This is a genomic window from Flavobacteriaceae bacterium GSB9, assembly GCA_022749295.1.
Taxonomy (GTDB): domain Bacteria; phylum Bacteroidota; class Bacteroidia; order Flavobacteriales; family Flavobacteriaceae; genus Flavisericum.
Genome location: CP062007.1, coordinates 2,087,631 through 2,106,978, shown reverse-complemented (window position 1 = coordinate 2,106,978; position 19,348 = coordinate 2,087,631). Strand labels below are relative to the sequence as shown.

The window sequence follows — 19,348 nt, the reverse complement described above, 5'->3', positions numbered from 1 at the left end:
CTTTTAATCTCTGCCTTTATTTATTACCTTGCCCATGTTAACTCAAATCATTTTTTGAAAAATGAAGAAACTTGTCATTTTCTTATTGTTGCTCATGCTGGTTTCAGTACACATCGAAGCCCAAGTTAAATACGAAACGTTTCAATCTTCAAAATTAGGAGAGGAACGCCAAATAAAGATACAGCTGCCTCGTGGGTATAGTTCTAACGACGATAAATCCTATCCGCTATTTATTGTATTAGATGGCGATTACATGTTCGAGGCCGTTGCCGGAAATGTCGATTACTTTTCATATTGGGAAGATATGCCTGAAGCTATTGTAGTAGGGGTTAACCAATATGGTAAACGCTTTGATGACACTTTATATTCCGAACAGAACTCCCTACCTATTGAAACAGGTGCTACCTTTTTTGAATTTATAGGCATGGAATTGGTGCCTTATTTGGAAGAAAGCTTTAGGGTGGGCAACTTTAAAATTGCCGTAGGCCATGGCGAAAGTGCCAACTTTATTAATTATTTTTTGTTAAAATCGAAGCCCTTATTTCAAGCCTATGTTGTAATTAGCCCACAGTTGGCTCCTAATATGATAGAGTACGTTCCAGAGGTGTTGGGTAAAACAGAATCAAAAACATTCTACTATTTGGCTAATACAAAGAACAATTCAGAATCCATATTACAAATGACCAACGCTCTTAATACTGATATTGCTGCTTTGGAAAACGAAAACTTAGTTTACAATTTTGATAGTTTTGAAGGTACATCGCATTATGCGGTTCCAACACATGCCATACCAAGTGCTATTGAAGGTATTTTTCAGGTTTTTGGTCCTATTTCAAAAGAAGAGTATAACGATGTTATTCTAGAGTTGGAAATATCTCCCGTACTTTACCTTCAAGAAAAATATCAAGCTATTTCAGATTTATTTGGCATCGATAAAAAGATTTTGATTAACGATTTTAGGGCTGTTGCGGCAGCTATTGAAAAAAACGAATGGTATGAGTACTACGAAGAACTTGGCAAAATGGCTAGAAAAGCATATCCGGAAACTCTGTTGGGCGATTATTATCTAGGACGTTTTTACGAAGAAACCGGAGAGCCCAAAAAAGCTATGCGTACTTATCAGTCGGCCTACGCATTAGAGGAAATAGCTGGCATCACTAAAGATGAGGTGCTGGAGCGGGCCGATTTAATAAAATCAGACTTTGGGTATTAACCCTTAACATAGCAAACCGAATGGCAAAAGTTAAAACCACGTTTTTCTGCCAAAATTGTGGAACACAATTTTCAAAATGGCAAGGCCAGTGTAATGCTTGTAAAGAATGGAACACCATTGTAGAAGAGTTGGTGCAAAAACCCGAAAAATCGGACTGGAAATCGCCAACCACTACAGTAAAAAGAAAATCTGTTCCGTTACGAATCAATGAAATAGATACCTCAAAAGAGCCGCGTTTAAATACATTTGATGCCGAATTTAACCGTGTTTTAGGAGGCGGTATAGTGCCGGGCTCATTAACACTTTTGGGAGGTGAACCCGGCATAGGAAAAAGTACCTTGTTGCTTCAAATAGCGTTAAAGCTCCCATACAAAACACTTTACGTTTCGGGTGAAGAAAGCCAAAAGCAGATTAAAATGCGTGCCCAGCGCATTAATCCCGAAAACAGTAATTGCTATATCTTAACCGAAACCAAAACTCAAAATGTTTTTAAACAAATAGAGGTTTTAGAGCCAGAAATAGTGATTATCGATTCTATTCAAACTTTGCATAGCGATTATATCGAGTCGTCTTCGGGAAGTATATCGCAAATAAAAGAGTGTACTACAGAGCTCATAAAATTTGCTAAAGAAACAGCGACACCGGTTTTATTAATTGGCCACATAACCAAAGATGGGCATATTGCAGGACCAAAAATTTTGGAACATATGGTCGATACAGTTTTGCAATTTGAAGGCGACCGAAATTATGTGTTTAGAATTTTAAGGGCGCACAAAAACCGTTTTGGGTCAACCAACGAATTGGGCATTTACGAAATGCAAGGTTCTGGTTTGCGCGAAGTTTCTAATCCATCTGAAATATTAATCTCAAAAAAAGACGAAGAGCTCTCAGGTAACGCTATTGCGGCAACGTTAGAGGGAATGCGCCCGCTGATGATAGAAGTACAAGCTTTGGTAAGTACCGCTGTTTATGGTACGCCACAGCGTAGCGCCACAGGTTTTAATGCTAAACGTTTAAATATGCTTTTGGCCGTTTTAGAAAAGCGAGCCGGCTTTCGGTTGGGTGCAAAAGATGTGTTTTTAAATATAACCGGAGGTATAACCGTTGATGATCCTGCTATAGATTTAGCCGTTGTGGCCGCTATTTTATCTTCAAACGAGGATGCATCGTTACAAAAAGATTTTTGTTTTGCGGCCGAAGTTGGACTTTCCGGCGAAGTTCGCCCTGTTCAACGCGTAGAGCAACGTATTTTGGAAGCCGAAAAACTCGGGTTTTCAACCATTTTTGTGTCTAAATACAATAAAATAGCTCTTAAAAACCCAACAATAAAAATCCAGTTGATTTCTAAAATTGAAGATTTGGTTCGTTTAATTGTTTGATTTTAGACGTTATTTAAAATTCAAAGAACTTAGCCTTGAAATTTTTTAGGGCTTTTTTCGTTTCTTTGGAGAATATCCTAATTTCCCAAATTACAAGGTTAACCTTGTTCTTGAATTCAAAAAACACAATGAAAAACCCTATAGAATACTATAAAAATTGTTTGGATACCTATCAACAGGAAGTAAAAAAACTATACAAAAAAATAACGCTTTTAAGCACGCTTCGTTTATTGGTTTTTGTGCTCACGGGCTTAGGTGTTTATCTTTTTTTTAGTACTTGGAAATTAGTCCTGGTTATCGCGATTTCAGGTCTTGCTGTTTTCGTGTATTTGCTGTTAAAATATACCGACTTAAAAAGACAAAGGGCGCTGAACAAAGCGCTCGTAGCTATCAATCAAAACGAAATTAAAATAGCCTCAGGTAATTTTTATGATAACGATCAGGGACTTCAATACCAAGATGCCAATCATTTTTATAGTTTGGATATTGATTTATTTGGGCGTGGGTCGTTTTATCAATTTATAAATCGAACAACTACTGCTGAGGGTGCTCTAAAATTAGCTAATGCTCTAAAAGCAAACAATACATATCATATAGTTTTAAGACAAGAGGCCATAAAAGAATTGGGCAAAAAAACAGATTGGCGACAAAAATATGCGGCAACATCAAGTTTGGTTCATGTTGAAACACCTGCATATCAAATAGCAGACTGGTTGAAAAACCATAAACCATTTTTGCCGAAAATTATGGTGTGGCTGCCAATGGTTTTTAGCATTTTGTCAATAATTGTTTTCGCACTTACATTTTCTGGGATTATAACCAATCAGGCAATAATAGGATATTGGCTTATAATTGGTCTTGGTATTACAGGGGCTTACCTTAAAAAGATAAACGCACTCGCATTAAATACCGATAAAGTTAGAGATACATTTCGTAAATATGCGACGCTGTTGAATTTAATAGAGAACGCTTCGTTTAATTCAGAATTGTTAATAGAAAAACAGGAGCAAATTCAGCTTAAAAATGAAAAAGCATCGACTATTTTTAAACAATTTTCAAAATCGTTGGATGCTTTGGATAACCGAAATAACCTTATCGGGGCCATTTTTGGTAACGGATGGTTTTTAACCGATTTGCGCAACGCTTATCGAATTGAAAAATGGATTGAGCGATATGGTGAAAAAGTGTCTGATTGGTTTGAAGTTGTGGCTTTTTTCGATGCATATAATTCACTGGGCAATTTTGTGTTCAACCACCCAGAGTTTGTGTTTCCTCAAATTACCAATGCAGGAACGACCATTAATGCCGAAGGATTGGGGCACCCGCTATTGAGCAAAGAAAAACGTGTTGTAAGTGATGTAATTATCGAAAACGAACAATTCTTTATTGTAACCGGAGCCAATATGGCTGGGAAAAGTACCTTCCTACGAACTGTTTCTCTGCATATTGTTATGGCCAATGTTGGGCTTCCCGTTTGTGCGAAATCAAGTCAGTATGTACCAGTAAAACTTATTACTAGCATGCGAACCACCGATTCGCTAACCGACGACAGTTCGTATTTCTTTTCAGAGCTCACCCGATTAAAATACATTGTCGATGCCATAAAAAAAGAACCCTACTTTATTATTTTGGATGAAATTTTAAAAGGCACCAATAGCACCGATAAAGCCATTGGCTCTCGTAAGTTTGTTGAAAAGTTGGTCGCTTCAAATGCGACTGGAATTATCGCTACACACGATTTAAGCTTATGTAAAATTGAAGATGAATTGGAAGCGGTAAAAAACTATTATTTTGATGCCGAAATTATCAACGATGAGCTTCACTTTGATTATGTTCTAAAAAAGGGTGTCTGTAAAAACATGAATGCTTCCTTTCTTTTAAAAAAGATGAATATTGTTTGATGCCGTTTCTTCTTGAAATTATTGGTATTTTCAAGGTTGAAAAATCAATCAACCATTGAAACCAGAAAACATGTATGATGTAACGATTGTTGGCGGCGGTATTGTTGGTGCAGCTACGGCTTATAAAATTCAGTTGAAATATCCTAAATTGAAACTGCTGCTTATAGAAAAGGAACCGTGTTTGGCAAATCACCAAACTGGAAATAATTCTGGAGTCATTCATTCGGGCTTGTACTATAAACCAGGTTCTGAAAAAGCGAAAAATTGTGTTGATGGCCGAAAGCAATTGGTAAAATTTGCCAGGCAGTACAATATTAAGCATGATGTTTGCGGGAAAGTTGTAGCAGCTGTTGAGGAGAGTGAACTGCCGTTTATGTATAAAATTTTTAGAAACGGGCTGGCCAACCAAACCGAAGGGATTGAAAAAATTAATGCTCATCAGTTAAAAGATATTGAACCCCATGTACAAAGTATTGGCGGTATTTGGGTGCCGTGCACGGGTATCATTGATTTTAGGGCGACCACTGAAAAATTGGCAATGCTGGTTTTAACCAAACAATCTGAAAGTAAATTGGTTTTGGGTGAAAAGGTTGAAGCTTGCGTGCATCAGGCCGAATACTCGTTGGTGGTCACTTCAAAAAATAAATATAAATCAAAACATATTATTTTTTGTGGTGGTTTACAAGCCGACCGATTGGCGAAAAAAGATAATGTAAAACTCAACGAAAAAGTAGTGGGCTTTAGGGGCGATTATTACAATTTAACCGAGCAGGCGAAAGAAAAAGTAAAGAATCTCATTTATCCAATTCCCAATCCGGCGTTTCCATTTTTGGGCGTTCACTTTACACGTATGGTTAACGGCGATGTGGAATGTGGCCCCAATGCTGTACTGACTTTTAAAAGGGAAGGTTATCGTAAGACCGATTTTAACTTAAACGATACAATAGATGCACTTTCATATTCTGGAACTTGGAATTTGTTGTTTAAGCATACAAAATTTGCTATTAACGAATACCATAGGGCTTTTTCAAAACAATTGTTTTTGAAAACCTTACAGCGTTTGATTCCATCGTTGTGTATGGGTGATATCGAGCCTGGTCGTGCAGGTGTTCGGGCTATGTTACTCAAGGAAGATGGTACTATGCAAGACGATTTTAGGATTGAATTTAATGGTAAAAGCATTCACGTGCTTAATGCGCCGTCGCCTGCAGCAACGGCTTGCTTGGCCATTGGAGACCAGATTTGTGAAATGGCCGCAACGCATTTCAAATTAGATTGAATATCTTTATAAATATGCAACATTCATCAAAACTGCCCCATGTGGGTACAACTATATTTTCCGTAATGAGTGCCTTGGCCGAAAAGCACCATGCCATTAATTTGTCGCAAGGTTTTCCAGATTTTAAGAGTGACCAAAAGTTAATCGATTTGGTAAGTAAGGCCATGAATTCGGGACACAATCAGTATGCGCCTATGCGTGGGCACAAGGGCTTACGTAAGGCCATTGTCAAAAAAACAGAACGGGTTTATGGCGAAAGTTACCACCCTGAAACTGAAATCACGGTTACAGCTGGGGCTACTCAAGCTATTTTTACCATCATTTCAACCTTTGTTAAGCCAAAAGACGAGGTCATTATTTTCAAACCAGCATACGATAGTTATGAGCCTAATGTGGAACTGAATGGAGGTGTGCCTGTACTCATTCAATTGGAAGCTTCAAATGGTTTTAAGGTCGATTGGAATGCCGTAAAGCAAAAAATTAACCGAAAAACTAAAATGATTATTATTAATTCGCCACATAATCCTACAGGTACAGTTTTTTCTGAAGACGATATGTTGCAATTGCAAAAACTTACAGAAAACACCAATATTTTGGTATTGAGCGATGAGGTTTACGAACATATGATTTATGATGGAGAACAACACCAAAGTGCTTGCTTGTTTCCAGGGTTAAAGGCACGTAGTTTTGTGGTGTCGTCTTTTTGTAAAACCTTTTATAATACGGGCTGGCGCGTGGGGTATTGCTGTGCGCCAAAAGATTTGATGGACGAGTTTTTAAAAGTGCATCAGTTTGCCGTGTTTTGCATTCACCACCCTACACAAAAAGGAATAGCTGATTATATGCAAAACCCCAAGCATTATCTGAAGCTTTCTGAATTTTATCAAAAAAAGAGGGATTTGTTTTTAGATTTAATAAAAGATTCTAAATTTCAATTCACACCTTCAAAAGGCACCTATTTTCAAGTGCTGGGCTATTCAAAAATTTCAGACGAGTACGACGTAGATTTTGCAAAACACCTCACCATAGATAAGGGAATCGCCTCCATTCCGCTTTCAGTTTTTAATGTTAACAATCTGGACAATAAAGTACTTCGCTTATGTTTCGCAAAAACCAACGATACCCTTAAAAAAGCTGCCGATATTCTATGCAGTATCTAAATGTTAAAAGTCCGTTAACTGTGTGACTAGTTCGCGATTTTGTGTCTAAATTAACAGAGAACCTTCAAAATAAAATCATGAAATTTATAAAATTAATAGCCATATTTTCAATTGTAATTTTCGTGTCTTGCGGAAGTAGCGAACGCGTTATTATGGGCGATGGTACGGTTTACAAGGTTAAGAACAACAGCTTCTACCAAAACGGAAGCGATATTTCTGAAACACTATCTGAAGCTGAAAAACAAGCTATAAAAAGCACTTTAAACGAACGGCTTGAAGCGGAGCGTTTTGCTGAAAAACAACAAAAGGAATTAGAAAAAGACCAAGCTGATGTTGAGGAAGCTATCGAAGAAGCCAAAGAAAAGCAGGAGGAGCTTGAAGCACAACAAGAGCAGTTGGAGGAAAAAATGGGAGCGCGTGAAGAAGCGCGTGAAGAAGTCTTGAAAATACAAGAAAAACTGCAGGATAAAAAAGAACGATTCAACAAACTTAAAGAAAAGGGCAAGCTATCACCCCGTGATGAAGAAAAATGGCAAGCTAGATTTGCAGATTTGGAAGAAGAACTCAATAAAGCCAACGAAATTTATAAGAACCTAAAATGAAACCTAAATTAATATTAATTTCGCATTAATCATAACGACTGTTTTAGCGGCAAACGCCCAAGAAGTACGTGTAGATGGTGTAAATTATGAGGTTAAGGGTGAGCGTATTTTAAAAAATGGTGTTGATGCTACAGATAATATTTCGGAAACATTAGAAGAACGGATTAAACAGGCTACCATTGAAAAAAGCGCTGCTATTAAAGCAGCCAACAAAGTTGAAAAAGACTTAAAAAAAGCTAAAAGTAGAAGAAAAGAAGCGTAAAAAGTAAAAAGGCCAAAAAAGCATTAAAACAAAAGGAAAAGGCACAATCGAAATTTGAAAAATCGACCAAAAAGTACGATAAGTTAAAAAAGAAAGGTAAATTGTCTCCTCAAGACGAAGAAAAATGGCTTTCAAAAATTGATAAGCTAAAAATGAAAGCTGAAATAGCCCAACGGAAACTCAAATAAATCAACCTTGCAAAATGAATTAAAAATAGCGTTGCTGCAATCTGATTTGGCTTGGGAGGATGCTGCCCAAAACCGAAAAAACCTTGGTGTAGCGCTAAGAGGTATTGCGCAAACCATTGATGTTATTGTGCTGCCCGAAATGTTTGCAACAGGTTTTACCATGAATGCAGAAAAAGTGGCCGAACCTATGGACGGCGATACCGTGGCGTGGATGAAACAAATGGCTACTAAAACAAATGCTGCTATAGCCGGGAGTTTAGTGATTTCGGAAGAAAGGAAATTCTATAATCGGTTTTTGTTTGTAGAGCCCTCGGGAAAAATTTCGATATATAATAAACGGCACACCTTCACTTTAGCGGGTGAAAATAAAGTGTACACGGCAGGTTCTAAGCAAGTCATTATCGATTACAAAGGCTGGAAGATTTGCCCGCAGGTATGCTACGATTTGCGTTTTCCCGTTTGGTCCAGAAATGTTGAAGGTTACCATGTTTTAATCTATGTGGCCAACTGGCCTAAACCCCGAATTTCGGCATGGAACACTTTATTGCAAGCCCGTGCCATTGAAAATATGAGCTATTGTATTGGGGTAAACCGCGTAGGTGTTGATGGTACAAATATTGAGTATTCAGGCCACTCTGCAGCCTATGATGTTTTAGGAAATAAAATAACTACAATTGAGCCTAAGCAGGAACAAATAGAAACCATCACTTTAGAAAAAAGACATGTTGAGGCCTACAGAAATAAGTTTAAGTTTTTGGATGACCGAGATGCGTTTAAAATTATTTAAACTGAAGTGTTTCTTGAATGCCCCAATCGGCCCTGATTTCAACATCTTGAAAATAGCTTACTTTTTCAGGCTGAATCTTTTTTAAATAATTTCCAGTATCAAATTTTTGGTTTCCGTTGATGTCGTGAATGACTCTTATGGAATAAGTTCCTGGGGAGATATTCAAAAAGTCAATTGGCTCTTCTGTATTAGGATAAGCTTCATAAAGAACTTTGCCTTTGGCATCGGTTAACTGCACGATTAAAGGGAACTCGGCATTGACCATTGTAAACCTAACGTAGCCAAAGTCTGATGCTTTTTTGGTTTTCATCGACACATTTATGGTATCGTTTTTATGGTCGAAAAATCCTGTAAAGGCCTCCGGCAGGATTTGCATTTTATAACTGTTGTCTTCCGTTTTGTCAAATTGAAAGGCATAAGTGTTGGTTATACTATCAAAACGGGTAGAGAAATCCAAAAAGGTAGAGTCTTTATCCATTATTGATATTTTTGATTTGTCGAATTTGGTAAATGGTGTTGTACCCGAAACTTTAACTTCTTCATCAATAGCAATGGTGCCCGAGGGTATCACTTTTATGGTCAAAGAGTCGCGCTTTTGTTCACTAATACGCACCGTAAAATCTTTTTCAAACGAGGGGTGGGTAACTTTAAAATTCAATGAGTCAACGTCTAATCTTGGTTTGTACCAAAACATTAGCGAATCGGTTTTTTCATCTTTGGTTATGCGGTATTCAAATTCGGAAGGTGTTTCCGATAAAATATCAATATTCATGTTTTCGTAACTGCCTTCATAGCCAAAAGCAATTTTTTCACCTGTTAGTAATCTTGGTCTTGTGGCTCGAAAATCTAATTCTTCTTGAAAAATCTTGAGTGTGTACGACGTATCGGTAGGCACCTCAATAAAGCCTTCGTGAAATGCGATTTGATCCACTTTCTGTTGAAATTTATTGTCACCATTGTTATCCTTTAAGGCAATCAATTTATAGGTGCCTGGTTTAATGTTTTCAATGGTAAAAGTGGTTAAACTGTCGAGTGTGTTGGTGATGTATTTGGGTTTATCTTTATAGACAATAGAATCTGTGTAAGTTGAATCTACTTCGTAAAGCGCCACGTTAACAAAGGTTTCTGGTTGTTTTAAAAGGGCATCTACAATGTTGCCTTTTACTGTGAGCGAATCGATGTAATTGCCAGTTGAAAATACATAACGATAGTACGGGTATGGGTTGCCTTCGTTATTGTCGGTAATACTGTTTCCAAAGTTAAAAGCATACGTGGTATTGGGTTGCAGCGTATCGTAAATTTTAATAGTGATGTATTTGCTGGCACCGCCCAATGGGGTTACGTTGGGTGGGGTGTTCATGGGTGGTGAGATGATAAGCTGCTTTTGTAGGTCTTTAATCTTTATGAATTCATCAAAATAGATTTCAATTTCATCGCCTTTAAAATTGGTGGTATAATTTTCAGGAATAGATTTTACAATTTTTGGTGGTGTTACATCTTTAGGACCACCTTCTGGCCTGCCACGATTGGCACAATTGGCTAAGATAACACCAATAAAAATGGCCAAAAAAATGTTTAAAAGGGTCTTGTTCATCAACAATTTTAAATTTTTACAAACCTACGTAAAATTAAAGATATAACGAGCAAGTGATTAGGCTATTGCCATGGTAGCGATACTAATTTTAATATTTTCGGATTGGTTTAAAACGGAAATACAAGCTTCCATGGTGGCGCCCGTAGTAATAAGGTCATCTACCAATAAGATATGTTTGTTTTTTATGCTTTCTGGATTGTTTAGAGCAAACAGTTCGTTGCTGCTGCTCCAACGGGAAAAACGGCTTTTTATGGTTTGCGATTTGGTGTTGGTGATTTTTACCAAAACGTCGTCTTTATATGCAACGTTTAGGGCTTTAGCAATTTGTTGCCCAAATTTAGTTACTTGGTTGTAGCCTCTTTTTTTAAGCTTTTTGGGGTGCATGGGCACGGGGATAACAACATCAACCTGTTGGTAGGCTTCAATCGTTTTTAGCTCGCCGCCTAGCCAATTTCCAAGAAAAAGGCCAATGTTTTCGTGTCCGCGGTATTTTAAATTGTGAATAAGCTGCTGTACTTTGCCTTTCTTTTCAAACCTGAACAAAGCCGTGCCATTTTCAATTTTCGCTCTGCCGTACAGTACTTTTTTTACCACTTTGCTATCGTCAAAATGAAAATGGGTTACCGGTAAATCGTGCCGGCAATCCATACAAATGGTGTTTTCGTTATCGTCCAATAAATGTTGGCATGCTACACATACTTTAGGGAAAAATAGATTGACGATAGATTTTAGCATTAGTTTTAAGTTGCTGAACAGTAAACTTAAATAAAAAATTAACACCTACTTATTTTTTAATAAAAAGCCATTAGTTTAATGCGGTTTTTTATTTTTGCAGCATGGCAAATCAAGACGATCAATTTAAAAAGGTAATCTCTCACGCAAAGGAGTATGGTTACGTGTTCCAGAGTAGTGAAATCTACGATGGATTGAGTGCAGTTTACGACTACGCACAAAACGGTGCAGAATTAAAGAAAAACATCCGCGATTACTGGTGGCGTGCCATGGTGCAGATGAATGAAAATATAGTGGGTATCGATGCCGCTATTTTCATGCATCCTACCACATGGAAAGCCTCTGGCCACGTTGATGCGTTTAACGACCCGTTAATCGATAATAAAGATTCAAAAAAGCGTTATCGTGCCGATGTACTTATTGAAGATTATTGCGCCAAAATTGAAGCCAAAATCGATAAGGAAGTAACCAAGGCCGAAAAACGTTTTGGTGACACCTTTAACAAAGAAGAATTTGTTACTACAAACCCCCGTGTATTGCGTTATCAAGAAAAAATAGATACGACGCTTTCGCGGATGGCAAAATCGTTGGAAAATGAAGATTTGGCCGATGTAAAAGCCTTAATTGAAGAATTGGAAATTGCCGACCCGTTAACGGGAAGCAAAAATTGGACAGATGTAAAGCAGTTTAACTTGATGTTCGGAACGAAACTTGGTGCTTCGGCAGATAGTGCGATGGATTTGTATTTACGTCCGGAAACGGCTCAAGGTATTTTTGTTAACTTTTTAAATGTTCAAAAAACAAGCCGATTGAAAATTCCGTTCGGAATAGCACAAACTGGAAAAGCCTTTAGAAACGAGATTGTTGCCAGACAGTTTATCTTTAGAATGCGTGAGTTTGAACAAATGGAAATGCAATTCTTTATTAAACCAGGTACGCAACAGGAATGGTACGAACATTGGAAAGAGACCCGCTTAAAGTGGCACTTAAGTTTAGGTATGGGAGAAGATAACTACCGTTTCCACGACCATGAGAAGTTAGCGCACTATGCCGATGCCGCTGCCGATATCGAGTTTAAATTCCCATTCGGATTTAAAGAATTGGAAGGTATTCATTCCCGTACCGATTTCGATTTGAGTCAGCATGAGAAGTATTCGGGTAAAAAATTACAGTATTTCGATCCCGAAGAAAATAAAAGCTACGTGCCATACGTGTTGGAAACCTCTATTGGTTTAGACCGTATGTTCTTGGCCATATTTTCAAATTCGTTACAGGAAGAAGAATTAGATAACGGCACAACCAGAACCGTATTAAAATTACCAAGTGTATTGGCTCCTGTTAAAGCAGCTGTTTTACCATTGGTTAAAAAAGATGGTTTACCTGAAATTGCCCGACAAATTGTGGAAGACCTAAAATGGGATTTCAATATAATTTATGATGAAAAAGATGCCGTTGGAAGGCGCTACAGAAGGCAAGATGCCAACGGAACGCCATTTTGTATTACTGTTGACCATGATACTTTGGACGATAATACAGTTACCATCCGTCATAGGGACTCTATGGAGCAACAACGTGTAAAAATTGACGATTTACGCGACATCATCAAAAAAGAGGTGGATGTACGCAATTGGTTGATGAAAATGAAATAAAATTGCCATGCTGTCCCGATAGTTATCGGGATTGATTCAGCATCTCATAGATAAAAGTAACCCGAGTAGCAATATTCGGGTTTTCTATTTTAAATATGAATTTGCCTATCAATTTGTTGGTCCAGCGAAATAAGCGATTCGGTGCGTTGTACACCAGCAATGGTCAGTATGTTTTTATGGAGCAAATGCATCAAGTGGGCATTGTTTAAACTGATAAGTTTTATAAAAAGACTGTAATTGCCTGTAGTGTAGTGGCATTCTAAAACTTCGGGAATACGTTTTAAGGCACGGACTACATCGGTGGTAATGGCCGTTTTGTCGAGATAAATGCCAATAAACGCCATCGTGGAATACCCCAAAACTTTAGGATTGATAATAAATTTAGACCCCGAAATAAGTTTCGCCTTTTCCAATTTTCGTAAGCGTTGGTGAATGGCCGCTCCCGATATGCCCACATTTCGGGCAATTTCCAAAATAGGGGTTCGGGCGTCTTGCATCAAGGCGCGGAGTATTTTTTTGTCGATACCATCGATGGTTAAGGTTTTTTGTTTTTTGGCCATATTGTGTGTTTCAATCTAAAGCATAAAAGTATGGATTTGATTTTAAATTGAAGTTATAATTTGCGTTAGGGGTAACAGTAAAAAGCCCATAGCGAATTGTGAGCGCGGACTTGAAGTCTTTCGACTTAGTTCAAGACAGGTTGCTAGCCCGACTCTTGTGGTAACGCCATAAAACCTACTGGTGCAACGGATTGTACCCAAAATAAGGGACTTCTTTTTCATTAAAAGCAATCCCGTAGTTTTCCAGTTCTGCCAAAATAGGCTGGTAAACTTCTTTTATGATTGGGATTTGAACGCCAGGCGTCTTAATTTTTCCGTTTAATATCGCTAATGCCGCTATGGCAACGGGTAAACCGACAGTTTTAGCCATAGCAGTATAGGTTTGGTTTTCACCCAAAACCACCATATTGGCGTCTATTTGATGTTTTTTGCCATCCAATTGGAAACCAAATTTATGGTACATGACAATCATATCTTTGTCATTTGCTGAGAGCGTCCATTTGTCTTCGAGTATCTTTTGAAGTACTTGTGCTGGTGTAGCGTTTTTTAGTCCAACACGTTTTGTGTGGCTGAAAATATCGAGTTCAACAAGTTTGTCCCAAACCATATCATCTTGTTCAATTTTTAATTGGTGCCTTAATTTAAGTTCAACAGAATCGGAAGGGCTATAAGGCAAAAAGGCATTAACAAAATCACGATAGCTCATGTTTTCGCTGTCTTCAATAATATAGCTGTCATCAGTCATTCCTAAGGCAACAAAAATATTCCAAGCACGGCTAAAGCCTACACGTCTCATGGTGCCGCGGTAAAGGGTTTTTACATTTTCCAGCCCATAAGCGTCTTGATATTTCAACGAATCGCGATTGGCATAAGCCTCAAAGCGACCATAGCCTTCAACCTCTAAAAATTCGGTGCGCCTAAACAACCGGTTATACGGAATGTATTTGTATGCCCCTTCTTGTAAAAACTTAGCCACGCCACCTTGCCCAGCCACAACCACGTTTCTGGGGTTCCAGGTAAATTTATAGTTCCAAAGGTTATTGTCGCTTTCGGGTGCTACCAAGCCGCCCGTAAAGGATTCAAAAAGAATAATTTTTCCGCCTTTATCTCGAATGCGGTCTAAAACCTGCATGGCACTCATGTGATCAATACCGGGGTCTACGCCAATTTCGTTCATTAGTATGAGGCCTTTTTTTACGGCTTCTTTGTTTAAATCATGCATTTCAGGACTTACATAAGAGGCTGTTACCATGTTTTTGTTAAAAAGAATGCAATCTCTTGCAATCAAAATATGAAAGCGGGCTGGCAACATAGATATTACAATGTCAGCGCCCTGAATGGCATTTTTTCTGTCGGGTTTATTAAAGATGTCTAATGTAACAGTTTTAGCATTTTTATGGTTTCCAATTATATTTTTTGCCATATCGGTGTGCAAATCAGCTATAGTAATAAAGAGCTGCTCCTCGCTCGATTTATCCAATAAATACTTTAATAGATACGAGGTAGATTTTCCAGAACCAATAACCAAAATGTGTCGCATTTTAAAATCTTAAATTATTTTTATTTTAGTTTAACGCTAAAATAAGGATTAATTTTACGAAATTAGCAAACAAAAAAAGTATTTATTGAGAATAATATATTTATAATGGATAAAAAAATTTTATTAACAGGTGCGGTTGTAGGAGCCACAGGTGTGGTTTTTGGAGCATTTGGCGCCCACGCTTTAAAGGATTTGGTTTCGGTTGAGGCGCAACAATCCTTTGAAACAGGCGTAAGGTATCAGATATATCATGCCTTTTTTTTACTATTTGTTGGAAGTGTGGCGTTTATAGAGAAAAAGTTAAAGAACACTTTGTTTTATTTAACTTTAGCTGGCATTGTATTATTTTCTGGTTCTATTTACGGGTTGGCAACAAATAGCTTAACGGGCTTCGATTTTAAAACCATTGCTTGGGTTACACCAATTGGCGGTCTATTAATCATTATGTCTTGGTGCTTGCTCATTGTAAATTTTTTTAAAATGAAAACTGAGTGCTAAGTTGAGCACGTGTCGCTATTAAAATAACCTTCTTAAATTAAAGCTTATGGCAAAAAGTAATCCAACTTCAAAAACAATTTCATTAGATAATTACGGTATTAAAAATGCCAAAATAAGATATCAACTGTCTCCGGACGATTTACACAAAATCACTATTGAAAATGGGCAAGGTGTTGAAGCTGCTTCAGGAGCTTTGGCTGTTAATACGGGCGAGTTTACTGGCCGTTCGCCACAAGACCGCTTTATCGTTAAAGATGAGATTACTAAAGATAAAATCTGGTGGGGGAATATTAATATTCCGTTCGATTCTGATGCTTTTGATGCCTTGTACGACAAGGTAGCTAAGTATTTGTCTAATAAAGAAGTTTTTGTTAGGGATTGTTATGCCTGTGCCGACGAAAATTATAAAATGAACATTAGGGTAGTTAATGAGTACCCTTGGAGCAATCAGTTTGTCTATAACATGTTTTTGCGCCCCAATGAAGAAGATATTAAACGTTTTGAGCCCGAATGGGTTGTAATAAATGCACCGGGCTTTAGGGCAAACGCTGACGAAGATGGCACGCGACAGCACAATTTTGCCATCTTGAATTTTACCAAAAAGGTAGCGCTTATTGGTGGTACGGGCTACACTGGCGAAATTAAAAAAGGTATTTTTTCGGCATTAAATTTTATTTTGCCGGTTGAAAAGAACACCTTACCCATGCACTGTAGTTCCAATGTTGGTAAACAGGGCGATACAGCGATTTTCTTTGGGCTTTCCGGAACAGGAAAAACAACCTTGTCAACCGATGCTAATAGAAGTTTAATAGGTGATGATGAACATGGTTGGACCTCAGAAAACACAGTTTTTAATTTTGAAGGTGGCTGTTATGCCAAAGTTATTAATCTTTCAAAAGAGAACGAACCTGAAATTTATAATGCTATAAAAAAAGGTGCCATACTCGAAAATGTCATTTTAGGCAAAAAGGGCAATGTTGATTTTGCCGATACTTCCATAACGCAAAATACAAGGGTGAGTTATCCCATTCACCATATTGAAAATATTAAAATTCCTTCGATAGGAAAAAATCCTAAAAACATCTTTTTTTTAACAGCTGATGCCTTTGGAGTAATACCACCAATTTCTAAACTAACGCCCAGCCAAGCGGCTTATCATTTTATTTCGGGCTATACCGCAAAGGTGGCAGGAACCGAGGCGGGTGTTGTGGAGCCTATGCCATCGTTTTCGGCTTGCTTTGGAGCACCGTTTATGCCACTTCACCCTTCTAAATATGCCGAAATGTTGAGCAAAAAAATGATTGAAGCGGGCGTTAATGTTTGGTTGGTAAACACGGGGTGGACAGGCGGCCCTTACGGTGTTGGTACAAGAATGAAATTAAAATATACCCGAGCCATGATTAATGCGGTTTTAAACGGTGATTTGGGCTTGTATAATTACGACGATTACCACATACACTCCGTGTTTGGTGTCGCCCAGCCCAGAAGCTGCCCTGGTGTGCCAACAAGTGTTTTAAGTCCCAGAGCCACATGGAATGACGATGAGGCCTATTATACCACAGCCTTTAAACTAACCAATGCTTTTAGAAATAACTTTAAGAAATTTGAAGCCCATTGTAGTGAAGAAATTAGACGAGGAGGGCCACAGCGCTACGCGTTCTAAAACTGTTATGGTTTGGTTTTTAAATAATTAACGAAACCTTATAATATGTACTCATAGTTTTTGTGTAATTTAGGACATCTTTTTTTACGCTTGAAATTGCTGCTTGATTGTAAGCTATTAATCAATATCTAAAATTATGGTTATGAGTAGATTTTTTGTTGCCTTCCTATTGGCGATACCGTGTTTTATGGCCTCACAAAATGTGACAAAGCCAGAGTTGCTGCCCCAAAAAGTGGTTGTTGACAATTATCATGGTGTTAAGCTTGAAGACCCCTACCGGTACATAGAAAATTTAGACGACCCCCAGGTACTTTCGTGGATGCACGATAATGCCAACTATGCCAATTTTGTGCTCAACAGTATTTCAGGTAAGGAAGATATGTTCAATAAGATGAAGGAATTGGTTGAACGGCGTGCCGCTTCGGTATCTAATCTTCAAATTACAGATGACGACACATATTATTATTTAAAGCGTGTGCCTGGAGAAGAAATTGCTAAAATGTATAAGCGGAATGGTTTTAAAGGAACTGAAACCTTGTTTTTTGATCCAACAACATATCAAGTTGAAGGAGGGAAAACGTATACTGTCCAGTCTATTTCACCAAATATAGCAGGCGATAAAATAGCTGTTAGTGTGGCTCCAGATGGTTCTGAAAACCCAGAGTTACTTTTATTTCAAAGTACAGGGGAGCAGTTTGGAGAAGTATTAGAATTGACAAGGGGAGTTTCTTGGCGAGCTGATGGAGAATCGTTTTATTATACCAAGTTGAATTCGCCTAATGTTTCTGATATGAAGCGAAAAATTTATACATCGGTATTTGTTCATAAAATAGGAGATAAACAAACTGAAGACCAAGTTGTTTTTTCAAAAAACGATTATAAAGGTTTAGGTATCAAAGAACTGGAAATCCCTTATGTTTTTTATTCAAAGTATTCCGATGCTGATTACTTGTATGCCAATTCTGTCGATAAGGATGTGAAGTTATTTGTTAAAGCCTCTAATGATGAATCTAAAGAATGGAAATTGGTTTTAAGTAGGAATGATGATGTTATTGGCAGTTCTACTAGTCTAACACATGTCTATTACTTAACCTATAAAGATGCGCCTAATTACAAAATAGTTAAAGCGCCATTGGAATCACCAGAGTTTTCAAATGCAGAAACTGTAGTGGAAGAATCAGCTTCAGAAATTATCACAGGTCTTAGTGTTACCAAAGATGGCTTGTATTATACCACAGTTAAAAACGGTGTAGAGGCCAAAGTTTATTTTTTAGAGGAGGGACAAACCAAGGCAAAAGAGCTTGATCTACCTTTTGCTGCCGGACAAGCTTATGTGTCTAACAAAGGAAGTGAGTTTAGTCATGTTTGGATTTCTATTTCGGGATGGACTTCACCAAGCAAACGATTTTTGTACAACCCAAAGACAAACACGTTTACCCATCAACAATTATCATCGCCTGTAGAATATCCGGAGTTGGAAAACTTAATCGCTAAGGAAGTTGAAGTAAAATCCCATGATGGGGTTATGGTCCCCGTATCTTTAGTTTATAACAAGAATATAAAATTAGATGGAAATAATCCAGCAGTAATTTATAGTTACGGTTCATATGGAAATTCAACCTCTCCTTTTTTTAGCCCAATTACTTTAGCTTACACTTTGTATAATGGTATCTTGGTTGTGCCTCATGTAAGAGGTGGAGGTGAATTGGGTGATGCATGGCATAAAGCGGGACAAAAATTGAATAAACCCAATACATGGAAGGATGCCATAGTAACAGCAGAGTATTTGATTGAAGAAGGGTATTCCAACCCCAATAAAATATCAATTTTTGGAGGTAGTGCTGGAGGTATTTTAGTAGGGCGGTCTATTACAGAACGCCCCGACTTGTTCGTTGCAGCTGCGCCCCTAGTTGGAGCCATGAATACTGTTCGAATGGAAGAAACACCTAATGGCCCGATAAATATTCCCGAGTTTGGAACAGTTAAAGACATTGAAGAGTTTAAAGGGCTTCTGGCCATGGATTCTTATCACAGTTTAGTGCCTAATACAGATTATCCGGCAACATTAATTACGGCAGGAATAAATGACCCAAGAGTTAGCGCCTGGGAACCGGCCAAGTTTGCTGCCAAAATGCAACATGACAATAAAGGAGATTCCCCAGTTTTGTTTTTAACCAATTTTAAGGGGGGACATGGTGGCCGAACTACGTTAACACAAGCATTAAACAATTTTGCTAACGTTTTCGCATTTTTCTATTGGCAATCGGGACACCCAGATTTTAAGTTAAAAAAACCTGTAAAGGATTGAAAAACAAAAAAGAGCGATTTAAATCGCTCTTTT

At 37.9% G+C, this 19,348-nt stretch carries 15 protein-coding genes; 11 read left to right on the top strand and 4 right to left on the bottom strand.

Features of this window, described 5'->3' with window-relative positions; all coding sequences use genetic code 11:
• Nucleotides 1-61: 61 nt before the first annotated feature.
• The 7 genes from GSB9_01842 to GSB9_01836 all read left to right on the top strand — a co-directional run bounded on the left by GSB9_01842 (nt 62) and on the right by GSB9_01836 (nt 8,771).
• Complete coding sequence (locus GSB9_01842; protein ID UKM65279.1) at nt 62-1,213, top strand: alpha/beta hydrolase-fold protein; 1,152 nt, start codon at nt 62-64, stop codon at nt 1,211-1,213.
• A 20-nt stretch (nt 1,214-1,233) separates the two neighbouring features.
• Nucleotides 1,234-2,592, top strand: a complete 1,359-nt coding sequence (radA, locus tag GSB9_01841) for a DNA repair protein RadA (protein UKM65278.1) — start codon at nt 1,234-1,236, stop codon at nt 2,590-2,592.
• A 128-nt stretch (nt 2,593-2,720) separates the two neighbouring features.
• On the top strand, nt 2,721-4,493 hold the full coding sequence (locus GSB9_01840; protein ID UKM65277.1) for a DNA mismatch repair protein MutS: 1,773 nt from the start codon (nt 2,721-2,723) through the stop codon (nt 4,491-4,493).
• A gap of 55 nt (nt 4,494-4,548) precedes the next feature.
• Nucleotides 4,549-5,772, top strand: coding sequence for an L-2-hydroxyglutarate oxidase (gene lhgO / locus GSB9_01839; GenBank protein ID UKM65276.2), 1,224 nt, complete (start codon nt 4,549-4,551; stop codon nt 5,770-5,772).
• 14 nt (nt 5,773-5,786) lie between these two features.
• Entirely contained in the window at nt 5,787-6,932 is a 1,146-nt protein-coding gene (locus GSB9_01838; protein UKM65275.2) for a methionine aminotransferase, read from the top strand.
• Between the two features lie 77 nt (nt 6,933-7,009).
• A complete protein-coding gene (locus GSB9_01837) occupies nt 7,010-7,534 on the top strand; it encodes a hypothetical protein (GenBank protein ID UKM65274.1) in 525 nt (174 codons plus the stop codon).
• Between the two features lie 457 nt (nt 7,535-7,991).
• Nucleotides 7,992-8,771, top strand: coding sequence for an amidohydrolase (locus GSB9_01836; protein UKM65273.1), 780 nt, complete (start codon nt 7,992-7,994; stop codon nt 8,769-8,771).
• Here GSB9_01836 and GSB9_01835 read toward each other — a convergent pair.
• The gene (locus tag GSB9_01835) at nt 8,764-10,365 is read right to left on the bottom strand and encodes an Ig-like domain-containing protein (GenBank protein ID UKM65272.1); all 1,602 of its coding nucleotides are present in this window, start codon (nt 10,363-10,365) and stop codon (nt 8,764-8,766) included. The genes GSB9_01836 and GSB9_01835 overlap by 8 nt on opposite strands.
• 57 nt (nt 10,366-10,422) lie before the next feature.
• Complete coding sequence (locus GSB9_01834) at nt 10,423-11,100, bottom strand: ComF family protein (GenBank protein ID UKM65271.1); 678 nt, start codon at nt 11,098-11,100, stop codon at nt 10,423-10,425.
• Nucleotides 11,101-11,201: 101 nt separating this feature from the next.
• On the opposite strand from GSB9_01834, the gene GSB9_01833 reads away from it, so the two are divergent.
• Entirely contained in the window at nt 11,202-12,746 is a 1,545-nt protein-coding gene (locus tag GSB9_01833; protein UKM65270.1) for a glycine--tRNA ligase, read from the top strand.
• Nucleotides 12,747-12,835: 89 nt separating this feature from the next.
• Here GSB9_01833 and GSB9_01832 read toward each other — a convergent pair whose 3' ends face one another.
• Nucleotides 12,836-13,306 (bottom strand): Lrp/AsnC ligand binding domain-containing protein, encoded by a 471-nt coding sequence (locus tag GSB9_01832; GenBank protein ID UKM65269.1) that lies wholly within the window; start codon nt 13,304-13,306, stop codon nt 12,836-12,838.
• A 175-nt stretch (nt 13,307-13,481) separates the two neighbouring features.
• Nucleotides 13,482-14,846 carry a saccharopine dehydrogenase NADP-binding domain-containing protein gene (locus GSB9_01831; GenBank protein ID UKM65268.1) on the bottom strand — a complete coding sequence of 455 codons (1,365 nt, stop codon included), beginning with the start codon at nt 14,844-14,846 and terminating at the stop codon, nt 13,482-13,484.
• A gap of 105 nt (nt 14,847-14,951) precedes the next feature.
• Here GSB9_01831 and GSB9_01830 point away from each other — a divergent pair, with 105 nt between their 5' ends.
• The 3 genes from GSB9_01830 to GSB9_01828 all read left to right on the top strand — a co-directional run bounded on the left by GSB9_01830 (nt 14,952) and on the right by GSB9_01828 (nt 19,315).
• Nucleotides 14,952-15,344 (top strand): DUF423 domain-containing protein, encoded by a 393-nt coding sequence (locus tag GSB9_01830; GenBank protein ID UKM65267.1) that lies wholly within the window; start codon nt 14,952-14,954, stop codon nt 15,342-15,344.
• 46 nt (nt 15,345-15,390) lie between these two features.
• Nucleotides 15,391-17,007: a phosphoenolpyruvate carboxykinase (ATP) gene (gene pckA, locus GSB9_01829; GenBank protein UKM65266.1), complete on the top strand. Its 1,617-nt coding sequence runs from the start codon at nt 15,391-15,393 to the stop codon at nt 17,005-17,007.
• Nucleotides 17,008-17,149: 142 nt separating this feature from the next.
• Nucleotides 17,150-19,315 (top strand): prolyl oligopeptidase family serine peptidase, encoded by a 2,166-nt coding sequence (locus tag GSB9_01828; protein UKM65265.1) that lies wholly within the window; start codon nt 17,150-17,152, stop codon nt 19,313-19,315.
• The last annotated feature ends 33 nt before the right edge of the window (nt 19,316-19,348 follow it).